13 protein-coding genes are annotated in these 11,680 nt (G+C 71.8%); 8 read left to right on the forward strand and 5 right to left on the reverse strand.

Annotated elements, in window-relative coordinates:
- Positions 1 to 4: 4 nt before the first annotated feature.
- From ACFVHO_RS10880 to ACFVHO_RS10890, 3 genes are all read left to right on the forward strand, one after another.
- Entirely contained in the window at positions 5 to 511 is a 507-nt protein-coding gene (locus tag ACFVHO_RS10880; RefSeq protein WP_385712278.1) for a MarR family winged helix-turn-helix transcriptional regulator, read from the forward strand.
- A gap of 143 nt (positions 512 to 654) precedes the next feature.
- Entirely contained in the window at positions 655 to 987 is a 333-nt protein-coding gene (locus ACFVHO_RS10885; protein WP_385712280.1) for a DUF3817 domain-containing protein, read from the forward strand.
- Positions 988 to 1,072: 85 nt separating this feature from the next.
- Complete coding sequence (locus ACFVHO_RS10890) at positions 1,073 to 2,773, forward strand: methylmalonyl-CoA mutase (protein WP_385712282.1); 1,701 nt, start codon at positions 1,073 to 1,075, stop codon at positions 2,771 to 2,773.
- A gap of 29 nt (positions 2,774 to 2,802) precedes the next feature.
- On the opposite strand, the gene ACFVHO_RS10895 is transcribed toward ACFVHO_RS10890, so the two are convergent.
- Positions 2,803 to 3,042: a hypothetical protein gene (locus ACFVHO_RS10895; protein ID WP_380832042.1), complete on the reverse strand. Its 240-nt coding sequence runs from the start codon at positions 3,040 to 3,042 to the stop codon at positions 2,803 to 2,805.
- Positions 3,039 to 3,260: a hypothetical protein gene (locus tag ACFVHO_RS10900; protein ID WP_385712284.1), complete on the reverse strand. Its 222-nt coding sequence runs from the start codon at positions 3,258 to 3,260 to the stop codon at positions 3,039 to 3,041. The genes ACFVHO_RS10895 and ACFVHO_RS10900 overlap by 4 nt, the downstream gene beginning before the upstream one ends.
- A 93-nt stretch (positions 3,261 to 3,353) precedes the next feature.
- On the opposite strand from ACFVHO_RS10900, the gene ACFVHO_RS10905 reads away from it, so the two are divergent.
- The gene (locus tag ACFVHO_RS10905) at positions 3,354 to 4,184 is read left to right on the forward strand and encodes a helix-turn-helix domain-containing protein (protein ID WP_385712286.1); all 831 of its coding nucleotides are present in this window, start codon (positions 3,354 to 3,356) and stop codon (positions 4,182 to 4,184) included.
- Positions 4,181 to 4,378, forward strand: a complete 198-nt coding sequence (locus tag ACFVHO_RS10910; RefSeq protein ID WP_380847711.1) for a DUF397 domain-containing protein — start codon at positions 4,181 to 4,183, stop codon at positions 4,376 to 4,378. Before ACFVHO_RS10905 ends, ACFVHO_RS10910 begins: the two co-directional genes overlap by 4 nt.
- Here the strand turns inward: ACFVHO_RS10910 and ACFVHO_RS10915 are convergent.
- A complete protein-coding gene (locus ACFVHO_RS10915) occupies positions 4,375 to 5,811 on the reverse strand; it encodes a sensor histidine kinase (RefSeq protein ID WP_385712288.1) in 1,437 nt (478 codons plus the stop codon). The two genes, ACFVHO_RS10910 and ACFVHO_RS10915, sit on opposite strands and share 4 nt — an antisense overlap.
- A complete protein-coding gene (locus tag ACFVHO_RS10920) occupies positions 5,808 to 6,533 on the reverse strand; it encodes a response regulator transcription factor (RefSeq protein WP_385712290.1) in 726 nt (241 codons plus the stop codon). The genes ACFVHO_RS10915 and ACFVHO_RS10920 overlap by 4 nt, the downstream gene beginning before the upstream one ends.
- Before the next feature lie 111 nt (positions 6,534 to 6,644).
- Between ACFVHO_RS10920 and ACFVHO_RS10925 the strand changes: the two genes are divergently transcribed.
- Both ACFVHO_RS10925 and ACFVHO_RS10930 read left to right on the forward strand, forming a co-directional pair.
- Positions 6,645 to 7,841, forward strand: coding sequence for a glycosyltransferase (locus tag ACFVHO_RS10925; RefSeq protein WP_385712291.1), 1,197 nt, complete (start codon positions 6,645 to 6,647; stop codon positions 7,839 to 7,841).
- Positions 7,838 to 8,875 (forward strand): GDP-mannose 4,6-dehydratase, encoded by a 1,038-nt coding sequence (locus ACFVHO_RS10930; RefSeq protein WP_385712293.1) that lies wholly within the window; start codon positions 7,838 to 7,840, stop codon positions 8,873 to 8,875. The genes ACFVHO_RS10925 and ACFVHO_RS10930 overlap by 4 nt, the downstream gene beginning before the upstream one ends.
- Positions 8,876 to 9,199: 324 nt before the next feature.
- On the opposite strand, the gene ACFVHO_RS10935 is transcribed toward ACFVHO_RS10930, so the two are convergent.
- Positions 9,200 to 9,874, reverse strand: a complete 675-nt coding sequence (locus ACFVHO_RS10935; protein ID WP_385712294.1) for a TetR/AcrR family transcriptional regulator — start codon at positions 9,872 to 9,874, stop codon at positions 9,200 to 9,202.
- 318 nt (positions 9,875 to 10,192) lie between these two features.
- On the opposite strand from ACFVHO_RS10935, the gene ACFVHO_RS10940 reads away from it, so the two are divergent.
- Positions 10,193 to 11,176, forward strand: coding sequence for a tetratricopeptide repeat protein (locus ACFVHO_RS10940; RefSeq protein WP_385712296.1), 984 nt, complete (start codon positions 10,193 to 10,195; stop codon positions 11,174 to 11,176).
- Positions 11,177 to 11,680 lie beyond the last annotated feature (504 nt).

Genomic DNA, 11,680 nt, shown 5'->3' on the forward strand with positions numbered 1-11,680 from the left:
CGCTGTGCCGAAGCCGCTCAGTCTCCCCTTCGATCCCATCGCCCGTGCCGACGAACTCTGGAAGCAGCGCTGGGGTTCCGTGCCCGCGATGGGCGCCATCACCTCGATCATGCGCGCGCACCAGATCCTGCTCGCCGAGGTCGACGCGGTCGTCAAGCCGTACGGACTGACCTTCGCGCGCTACGAGGCCCTGGTGCTGCTCTCCTTCTCCAAGGAGGGCGAGCTGCCGATGTCCAAGATCGGCGAGCGGCTGATGGTGCACCCGACGTCCGTCACGAACACGGTGGACCGGCTGGTCCGGTCCGGGCTCGTCGACAAGCGGCCGAACCCCAACGACGGGCGCGGCACGCTCGCGTCCATCACGGACAAGGGGCGCGAGGTCGTCGAGGAGGCGACGCGGGAGCTGATGGCGATGGACTTCGGGCTCGGCGTCTACGACGCGGAGGAGTGCGGGGACATTTTTGCGATGTTGCGGCCCCTGCGGGTTGCTGCGCAGGACTTCGACGGTTAGCCCTATGGGGCTGCGCCCCTGTCCCCCTTTGTCAGCCCTTCGGGCTTCGTCCTCAAACGCCGGACGGGCTGGATTTCGGCCCTCGTCGTCGGGGAAAAGGGGCAGCTGAAGATCGCGTGGGGGAGCGGGCTACGCTCGTAGCCATGAAACGCAGCGTGCTGACCCGCTATCGGGTAATGGCCTACGTCACCGCCGTCATGTTGTTGATCCTGTGCGTCTGCATGGTGGTCAAGTACGGCTTCGACAAGGGCGAGGGCCTGACGCTCGCGGTCTCCCAGATCCACGGCGTCCTCTTCATCATCTACCTGGTCTTCGCCTTCGACCTCGGCTCCAAGGCGAAGTGGCCGTTCGGCAAGCTGCTCTGGGTGCTGGTGTCCGGCACCATTCCCACGGCCGCCTTCTTCGTCGAGCGCAACGTCGTCCGCGAGGTCGAGCCGCTGATCACGGACCCCGCGACCCCCCTCGCCAAGGCCTGAGGAACCCGCGCCGCACCCCCGCCACGGCGTGTCCGTGGCGGTTGGCCATCGACATTTACTAGGACGTCCAAGTAAATTGGGTGGCATGGACGCTGACGCCATCGAAGAGGGCCGCCGCCGCTGGCAGGCCCGGTACGACGCCGCGAAGAAGCGCGACGCCGATTTCACGACGCTCTCCGGTGACCCGGTCGAGCCTGCCTACGGGCCCCGGCCCGGGGACACCTACGAGGGCTTCGAGCGCATCGGATGGCCCGGCGAGTATCCGTTCACGCGCGGCCTGTACCCCACGGGATACCGCGGGCGTACGTGGACGATCCGCCAGTTCGCGGGCTTCGGCAACGCCGAGCAGACGAACGAGCGGTACAAGATGATCCTCGCCGCCGGCGGCGGCGGCCTGAGCGTCGCCTTCGACATGCCGACGCTCATGGGCCGCGACTCCGACGACCCGCGCGCCCTCGGCGAGGTCGGCCACTGCGGCGTCGCCATCGACTCCGCCGCCGACATGGAGGTCCTGTTCAAGGACATCCCGCTCGGCGACGTCACGACGTCGATGACGATCAGCGGCCCCGCCGTCCCGGCCTTCTGCATGTACCTGGTCGCCGCCGAGCGGCAGGGCGTCGACCCGGGCGTCCTGAACGGCACGCTCCAGACCGACATCTTCAAGGAGTACATCGCGCAGAAGGAGTGGCTCTTCGAGCCCGAGCCCCACCTGCGCCTCATCGGCGACCTGATGGAGCACTGCGCACGCGACATCCCCGCGTACAAGCCGCTCTCCGTCTCCGGGTACCACATCCGTGAGGCCGGGGCGACGGCCGCGCAGGAGCTGGCGTACACCCTCGCGGACGGCTTCGGCTATGTGGAGCTGGGCCTGAGCCGTGGCCTCGACGTCGACGTCTTCGCCCCCGGCCTCTCCTTCTTCTTCGACGCCCACGTCGACTTCTTCGAGGAGATCGCCAAGTTCCGTGCCGCCCGCCGGATCTGGGCCCGCTGGATGAAGGACGTGTACGGCGCCAAGACGGACAAGGCCCAGTGGCTCCGCTTCCACACCCAGACGGCCGGGGTCTCGCTCACCGCGCAGCAGCCGTACAACAACGTCGTACGCACCGCCGTGGAGGCCCTCGCCGCCGTCCTCGGCGGCACCAACTCCCTGCACACCAACGCCCTCGACGAGACCCTCGCCCTGCCCAGCGAGCAGGCCGCCGAGATCGCGCTGCGCACCCAGCAGGTCCTCATGGAGGAGACCGGGGTGGCCAATGTGGCCGACCCCCTCGGCGGTTCCTGGTACGTCGAGCAGCTCACCGACCGCATCGAGGCCGACGCCGAGAAGATCTTCGAGCAGATCAAGGAGCGGGGGCGGCGGGCGCACCCCGACGGGCAGCACCCCATCGGGCCCATCACCTCCGGCATCCTGCGCGGCATCGAGGACGGCTGGTTCACCGGCGAGATCGCCGAGTCCGCCTTCCAGTACCAGCGGTCCCTGGAGAAGGGCGACAAGCGAGTCGTCGGCGTCAACGCCCACCACGGCTCCGTGACCGGTGACCTGGAGATTCTCCGCGTCAGCCATGAGGTGGAGCGCGAGCAGGTGCGCGTGCTCGCCGACCGCAAGGGCCGGCGCGACGACGCCCAGGTCCGGTCCTCCCTCGACGCGATGCTCGCCGCCGCCCGCGACGGCTCCAACATGATCGCCCCCATGCTGGACGCGGTCCGCGCGGAGGCCACCCTCGGGGAGATCTGCGGGGTGCTGCGGGACGAGTGGGGCGTGTACGTGGAGCCGCCGGGCTTCTAGCCCGCTCGCGCCCCGCGGGGCGGCCGCGCTTACGCGTGCCGCCGCCCCGCCCGGCCGATGCCCCGCAGGCGCTGCGCGTGCAGCCGTGCCAGCGCGAGGAGTTGGCGCCGCTCCCAGGCCGTGGCCGGGCGCAGGTGGCGGTAGTGGACCCGCCACGTCATGCCCGTCGGCCGGTCCAGGACGACGAACGCGCCGTCCGTCTGCCGCACGGTGCCCGGCATCCCGTACGCCCGGTCGTAGGCCACCGCCCCGGGCCGGTACGCGATCACAGCAGCTCACCCCGGCTGCGCGCGTTCGCCCTCGCGGTCCCGGCGCTCAACTGTTGTGCGGGCGTGGCCGGTTCGACGTGCTCGGGCGCAACGGTCCACTCCCGCCCGCCGGTCGCCGGGCGCAGGGACCAGAGTCCGCACCACTCTCCCCGGAACTCGCCGATCAGGTCGCGGGACACGTCTCGTACGAGGGTGCCCGTGGGCGGGGCGTCGCGCATGGTGGTACCTCTCCGTAGCGGTTCCACTACCAAGGGTCTTCAGCGTGGCCTACCGTGGGTAGACCATTCAACGTGGACGCTGGGGAGGAAAAGTTGGTCAACCGCAAGGAGTTGGACCCGGACAGTTCGCCGAAAGCCGCCTTCGGGGCGCGTCTGCGCAGTTGGCGCGAGGAGCGCGGCTGGACCCAGGACGAGCTTGCCGAACGCATGGGGTATTCGAGTACGCACCTCTCGTCCATCGAAACTGGACGAAAGATGCCAACCTTGCGTCTCGCCCGCAGGGCGGATGTGGCTTTCGGCGCCGAGGACACGTTCGAGCGCGCCTGGCGCGTGGTGCGGAACGCGGGCCTGCTGGAGGGGTTTCCGCAGTTCGTGGACCATGAGGCGGAGGCTGCGGAGATCCGGCTCTACGAGGTGGGCGTCATGCCTGGGCTGCTCCAGACGCCGGAGTACGCGACGGTGCTGGCGCAGGGTGCGCTCAAACGGGGAGCCATCACCGACGAGCAGGCGGAGGAGCGGATCAACCTCGTGGCGGAGCGGCAGGCCGCGCTCGTCCGGACCCCGCCACCGCTGATCTTCGCCATGCTGGACGAGAGTTGCATCCGTCGCCCGATCGGCGAACCCGCCGTCATGCGGGCACAGTTCGCCCGGCTTCTTGAGTTCGCCGAGATGCCGAACACGGTGCTTCAGGTGGTGCCGTTCGACATGGGGGCTCGGCGCCCGTTCAACTTGCCGGTGTACCTCCTGACGCTGCCCGACCGCTCGCTGGTGTCATACGCCGAATCTGCCCAACGAGGCCATCTGGAGCGGGACAGCACATTCGTTCTACCCCTGTTGAGGTCCTACCATCTGCTACAGGCCGAAGCCCCATCTCAGGCGGCATCCATGGCCATGCTCGACCAGTTACGAAAGGGCATCTCGTGACGACCGCATCGCCCCTCTGGTTCAAGTCCTCCTACAGTGACAACGGCGGCGCCTGCATAGAGCTCGCCGTCAACCTCGTAGCCGCACGCGGCATAGTCCCCATCCGCGACTCCAAGCACCCCGACGGCCCCGTCCTCACCGTCCCCGCCTCCGCGTTCGCCGACTTCGTCGACGGTGTGAAGGCCGGGCTCTAGGTAGGCCACGTAACACGGAACAACGCGCCCCCGCCGGGCGCGTGTTCCGCCGTCAGTTCCGCGCCGTGGGCCCGGGCGATCTGGCGCGCCATGGCCAGGCCGAGGCCGGAGCCGGGCAGGGCGCGGGCCTTCTCGGCGCGGTAGAAGCGGTCGAAGACGTGGGGGAGGTCCTCCGGGGCGATGCCGGGGCCGTGGTCGCGGACGGCGAGGCCGGTGGTGGTCAGGGAGACTTCGACGGTTGCCCCTGGCGGGCTGAACTTTGCCGCGTTGTCCAGGAGGTTGGTGGCGAGGCGGGAGAGGCGGGACGGCACCCCGGGCAGGATGCGGGCGGCCGCGTCGGGCGCGGTGTCGTAGGTGAAGACGATCGCGGGCCAGTGCTCGCGCGCCGCGTTCACGACGTGCTCGACCAGCGGGGCGACCCGCACCTCCTCCAAGAGCGGCTGCGGCTCCTCGTCGCGGGCCAGCTCGATCAAGTCGTTGACCATGCCGGTGACTTCACGCAGCTGACGGCCGAGCGCGGCCGAGGCGCGGTCCCGCTGTTCCGCCGTCAGGCGGTCGGCGCGGGCGAGGAGTTCCGCGTTCGTACGCAGCGACGTCAGCGGCGTACGGAGTTCGTGGGAGGCGTCGGCGACGAGCCGGCGGCGCGCCGTGACCGAGTCCTCCAGCTCACCGAGCATCGTGTTGAAGGCCGTGGCGAGCCGCGTCACCTCGTCCTCGCCGCGTCCGTCGGGCGGCCCGGGCGGCAGCTCGATGCGGTGCCGGGCGTCCCGGGTCGACGCGATGCGCTCCGCCGTCGCGGTCAGACGCGCGACGGGCGCGAGGCCGGTGCGGGACACCCAGTAGCCGCCGAGCGCGGACAGGAGCACGCCCGCGCCGCCCACCACCGACAGGATCACGGCCGTCTGCCGTACCCCGCGCTCGGCGATGTCGGCGCGCAGCGCCACCTGCACGGCCACACCCTTGCCGTAGGTGGTGGTGAACATGCGGCCCGGCTTGCCGTTGGGGAGGGTGAAGTTCGAGTAGTAGGGGGACAGCTCGCCCGCGGCGACCTGGCGCGTGGAGCGGCTCACGGGCAGCAGGTACGGCTTCCCCGGGTCGTCGGCCGCGGCGGCGGGCACGACCTGCGCGCAGGCCGGAGCACCCAGGAAGCGGCACTCGCCCGCGAGCACGCCGTAGTCCCGCTCCTCGGAGCGGTGCTCCTGCGCGGCCAGCGTCGCGGACTGGGCCAGGTTCTGGTCCAGCTGCTGGTACAGCTTGTAGCGCAGGACGAAGAACGACGCCGTGCAGACGCAGATCGCGACCACCGCCACCGCGGCGGACGCGGCCACCGCGAGGCGCGTGCGCAGCGGACGGCGCCGCCGCCAGCGTCCCCCGAGGCCGCGCCGGGAGCGGTGGGCGCCGGGCGTACCGGGAGCGGTGCGTGGCGTGCTCACGGCGAGCCGAACCGGTAGCCCACGCCGTGCACGGTGTGCACGAGCCGCGCCTCGCCGCCGGACTCCAGCTTGCGGCGCAGATAACCGACGTACACGGCAAGGGAGTTGGAGTCCGGACCGAAGTCACGGCCCCACACCGACTCCTGGATCAGCTCGCGTGGGAGGACCTGCCCGGCGTTGCGCAGGAGCAGTTCGAGGAGCGTGGCCTCGGTGCGGCTGAACTCGATGCGGCGCCCGGCGCGCACGCCGGTGCGGGTGCCCGCGTCCAGCGTCAGATCGCCGTACGACAGGTCGTCGGCGTCATGGCCGGGCGCGGCCTGGTCGGGGGCGGCGCGGCGAAGCAGCGCGCGGACGCGGGCGACCAGCTCGTCCAGGGCGAAGGGCTTGACCAGGTAGTCGTCGGCCCCCGCGTCGAGGCCGTCGACGCGGTCGCTCACCGAGTCCAGGGCCGTCAGGACGAGCACGGGGGTGCGGTCGCCCGCCGCGCGCAGCCTGCGGCACACGGCGAGGCCGTCGAGCACCGGCATCAGCACGTCGAGGACGAGGAGGTCCGGCTCCCACCGGGCCACCGCCGTCAGGGCGCGGTGGCCGTCGGCGGCGCCGCGCACGTGGTGGCCCTCGACGGCCAGCGCGTCCTCGACGGCGGCGCGCACCTCCGGGTCGTCGTCGACGACGAGGACCTTGGCGGGCGCTCCGGAGGGCAAGGAGGCCGAGGGGGTCATGCGGGGCCTCCCGGGGCGGGAGTGACGGGGTTCGTGAACCGGCTCATGGTCCAAAGGTGCCAAATGCGGCTCTTAAAACCCTCTTAGGACGGGTCGCGAAGCTCCGGCGTCATGAGAACTCCCGTCACTCCCGCCGCGGCCCGCGCCGCGGCGACCCACACGTACAGGCCGCTGTCCGTCGTGATCGGCGCGGGCGGCACCGGCGGCCACATCTATCCGGGCCTCGCCCTCGCCGACGCCCTGCGCCGGGCCGTGCCGGACGCGGTGATCTCCTTCGTGGGCACCGAGCGCGGCCTGGAGACCCGGCTCATCCCCGACGCCGGGTACCGGCTGCACACCGTCGACATGATCCCCTTCGACCCGTCCCTCGGCGCCCGCCGCTATCTGCTGCCCGCCGCCCTGGTGAAGTCCGGCGCCCAGTGCCGGGCCATCCTGCGCGACCAGGGCGCGCAGGTCGCCGTCGGCATGGGCGGCTACCCGAGCGCCCCCGTCATCGTCGGCGCCCGCATGGCAGGCCTTCCCAGCCTCATCCACGAGTCCAACGCGGTGCCCGGCCGCGCCAACCGCTTCGCCGCCCGCCTCACCCCGAACATCGCCGTCGCCTTCGACCGCAGCCGCGCCCATCTGCCCGGCGGCGACCGCGCCACCACCACCGGCATGCCCATCGCCGCCGCGCTCGCCACCCTCGACCGGGACGCGCTGCGCGCCGAGGCCCGGCGCACCCTCGGAGTGCCCGAAGGGGCGCGCCTCGTGCTCTTCAACGGCGGCAGCCTCGGCGCCGCCCGGCTCACCGAGGCGGCGCTCGGGCTCGCCGCGCGCTGGCGGTGGCGCGGTGACGTGTCGCTGCTGATCAAGACCGGTCCGGCCGCGCTGGAGGAGACGCGGCGGCGGCTCGCGCACGAGGGCGGGGACTCAGTCGGCCGTGCCGTGCCCTACCTCGACCGGATGGACCTCGCCTACGCCGCCGCCGACCTCGTCGTCTGCCGTGCGGGCTCCGCCACCGTCGCCGAACTCGCCACGACCGGTGTGCCCGCCGTCCTCGTGCCCTACCCGCACGCCCCCGGCGACCACCAGACCCACAACGCGCGGGTCCTCTCCGACGCGGGCGCCGGGCTGCTCCTGCCCGACGCCGAGACCACCGCCGACCGGCTCGCCGCGCTCCTCGAACCGCTGCTCGCCGAGCCCGCGCGGCTCACCGCGATGAGCGGAGCCGCGGATCCCGGGCCGCACGCCCGCGCCGCCGACCTGCTCGCCGAGCGGGTCCTGCGCCTCACCCACCCCACCGATCACCTGGAGTACGCGGCATGAACACCCCTACCTCGAACACCCCCACCCCCACCGCCCCCTTCGCGGACTTCTCTTGGCACGACCGCACCGTCCTCGTCACCGGCGCCGAGGGCTTCATCGGCTCCACGCTCGTCGACCTGCTCCTCGAACGCGGCGCGAAGGTCCGCGCCTTCGTGCACTACAAGCCGTACGGCGACAAGGGGCACCTCGCGCATCTCGCCGGGGACCCGCGCGTCGAGTTCGTCGCCGGTGACGTGCGCGACGCCGGGCGCGTCATGGACGCCGTCGACGGCTGCGACACCGTCTTCCACCTCGCCGCGCTCATCGGGATCCCGTACTCCTACGACTCTCCGGGCGCGTACGTGCAGACCAACGTCGTCGGTACGGAGAACATCGCCGAGGCCTGCCGTCGGCACTCCGTACGCCGACTCGTCCACACGTCCACCAGTGAGGTGTACGGGACCGCGCTGACCGTTCCCATCAGCGAGAGCCACCCCCTCCAGCCGCAGTCGCCGTACTCCGCGTCGAAGATCGGCGCCGACATGACCGTGCTGTCCCACTGGCACGCCTTCGAACTGCCCGTCGCCGTCGTGCGGCCCTTCAACACCTACGGCCCGCGGCAGTCCGCCCGCGCGGTCATCCCCACGATCCTCGCCCAACTCCACGCCGGGGCCCGGGAGATCAAGCTGGGTTCGCTCACGCCCACCCGGGACTTCACCTACGTCACCGACACCGCGCGCGGGTTCCTCGCCGTGGCGGAGCACGACGCCGCCGTCGGCCAGGTGGTCAACCTCGGCGTCGGCCGGGAGATCTCCATCGGGGACCTTGCTCAGGAACTCATCACCGCGAGCGGTCGCGACGCCGTCGTCGTCACCGACCCCTCCCGGATGCGCCCCGCGGGCAGTGAGGTGGAACGCCTCGTCTCCGACAACTCCCGCGCGCGCGAACTCACCGGCTGGCAGCCCCAGGTCCCCCTCCGCGAGGGCCTTTCCCGCACCTCGGCCTGGGTCGCCGACAACCTCGCCCTCTTCGCGGCCCACACGTACCAGGTCTAGCCGCCCCCGCCCGGGGGTGGGTGTCCCGTGCGGGTGGGACGGTCCTCCGCCGAATCGGCGCTCCGCGCCTCGTCCTCAAACGCCGGACAGGCTTTCTCCCACCCACCCGCCCGAACTCGCACCAGCTGAGCAACAGCCCGGCACCTTCAGCCCCGAAACGGCTCACGCCGCAGAGCCTCCCCGAACCGCCTCGGCACCTTTCCGGCCCGCCCCGGCTGTATTTCAGCCCGTCCGGCGTTTGAGGACGAGGCGCGGAGCGCCGATCGGGGGTGCCCCCGGCGGGGCTGAGGGTGCCGGGCCGGCGGGTGGGAGAGAACCCCCGTCCTACGGAGCCCCGTCGTGGGCGGGCACCGGAGTTCCCGGTTCGGGCCCCCGGCCAGAAACCGCCGAGAGGCCGCCCAGGACCAGCCACGTGAAGCGGCGGGCCCACTCCGCGTCGACCGGTTCGGCGCTGACCAGGGCCCGGTGGACGACCGCGCCGGCGATCACGTCGAAGATGAGGTCGGCGGTGCGGGCCGCGGTGGTGGGGTCCGGTTCCACGGGGAGTTCGCCGCGGTCCTGGGCGCGGGCGCGGCCCGCGAGGACGAGGCGCTTCTGGCGGTCGACGATGGACGCGCGGATGCGTTCGCGCAGGGGCTCGTCCGTGGTGGACTCGGCGACGACGGCCATCAGCGCGGTCTTCGTCTCGGGGCGCCCGAGCAACGCGGCGAACTGCAGCACCACTCCCTCGATGTCCGTGGCCAGGCTGCCGCTGTCGGGCAGCTCCAGCTCGTCGAAGAGCTCGGCCACCGCGTCCACGACCAGCTCGCTCTTGCCGGCCCAGCGCCGGTAGAGCGTGGTCTTGGCGACCCCCGCCCGGGTGGCCACGTCACCCAGGGTCAGCTTGGTCCAGCCGAGGTCGACCAGGGCCTGCCGGGTCGCCTCGAGGATGGCGGTGTCCGCCTCGGTGCTGCGGGGTCGGCCCCCGGCGCGCGTCGGCGGTGTGTTGCGGCTCTGCATGCCCGCGACCATACCGGCCAGTATGACCAGTGTGGCCAGCGTCGAGTGAGGCAGATCACGTTACGTCCGCTGCCGCGCCCCGGGTCCTCCAGTTACGCTACGAGCCGTAGCGAAAGCCGCGTACGGCGGCAGACCGCTGCGAGCGAGCCTCACCGCCCATCGGGCGGCAACCACAGCGCGGGGTGGGGACCCCGCGAGACCCACGGTCCTCCTCGGGACCCGGAGGAACAGGCGAATCGGTTCGGCCCAAGGCACCGCAATCCGGCGGGGAGCCGCGGACCGGCACGGTTCCCGCGCGGCTTGGGGGAGGATGTACTCATGCAGCCACGGAACATGTCCATGAGCGGAGTCGTCGACCTCGCCGCGGTGAAGGCGGCCCAGGAGGCCAAGGCGAAGGCGGAGCAGGCGCGCGCCGAAGCGGCCCGGCAGGGCGGCCCCGGCGCGGGCGCCGGTGTCTCTCCCGCGAGTCTCGTCATCGACGTCGACGAGGCGGGTTTCGAGCGGGACGTCCTGCAGCGCTCCACCGAAGTGCCGGTCGTCATCGACTTCTGGGCCGAGTGGTGCGAGCCGTGCAAGCAGCTCAGCCCGCTCCTCGAGCGCCTGACGCAGGAGTACAACGGCCGGTTCGTCCTCGCGAAGATCGACGTCGACGCGAACCAGATGCTGATGCAGCAGTTCGGGGTGCAGGGCATCCCGGCGGTCTTCGCGGTGGTGGCGGGCCAGGCCCTGCCGCTCTTCCAGGGCGCGGCCCCCGAGGCGCAGATCCGCCAGACCCTGGACCAGCTGATCCAGGTCGGCGAGGAGCGCTTCGGCCTGACCGGCCTGGTCGTCGACCCGAACGCCTCCGGCGACGAGCCGCAGGCCGCCCCCGAGGCCCCGGCGGGCCCCTACGACGCCCTGCTCGAAGCGGCCGTCCAGGCCCTGGACGCGGGCGACCTCGGCGGCGCCGTCCAGGCGTACAAGAACGTGCTCAGCGACGACCCCGGCAACACCGAGGCCAAGCTCGGCCTCGCCCAGGCGGAACTGCTGCGCCGGGTGCAGGACTTGGACCCCGCCGTGGTCCGCAAGGACGCCGCGGAGAAGCCCGGTGACGCGGCGGCGCAGATCGCCGCGGCCGACCTGGACCTGGTCGGCGGCCATGTCGAGGATGCCTTCGGGCGCCTGGTCGAAACGGTCCGGCGCACCGCGGGTGAGGACCGGGAGGCCGCGCGGCTGCGGCTGCTCGAACTCTTCGAGGTCGTCGGCGCCGACGACCCCCGCGTGACGGCGGCGCGTACGGCGCTCGCCCGGGTGCTCTTCTGATCGCCCTGATCGCCGACTGACCGATCGACCGGCTGATCGACCGACTGGCCGGTGGGCGGGGGCCCTTGGGTCCCACCCCCTGGCAACACCCCGGCAATCTGTCGGATTTGCCCCGCCCCGTTCGCTGACCAGTGGTAATGCGCAACGGGCCGTGGTGCGCAAGTGAAAAGTCTGTCGAGGCAGCGTCACAGTGGCCGCGTTTTGCCGAATCTTGGCAAACGCGGCCACTGTTACTTGGAGTAAGAGCGCGGCGGTGATCTGTCCGTCTATGCGTGTCAATCTCCCGATGTTGGCGGCCTGTTGGGGCCACCGTCTGTCGTTGACCGATGCCGGGCGGTGCCGGGTCGGTTATCCGGCCGTTACCAGCGAGTAACGAACCCCCTTGTGCGGACGACGAGAATGCACCACGATCGGCCACGCTCGGTCCATTGCCCGCAGCCCGACAGCCAATCGGGAGACGGGAATTCTGGGTCCCCACCGGGCAGGCCGGCGACGCCGTCGCCG

The organism is Streptomyces sp. NPDC127108, assembly GCF_042677545.1.
Lineage (GTDB): Bacteria > Actinomycetota > Actinomycetes > Streptomycetales > Streptomycetaceae > Streptomyces.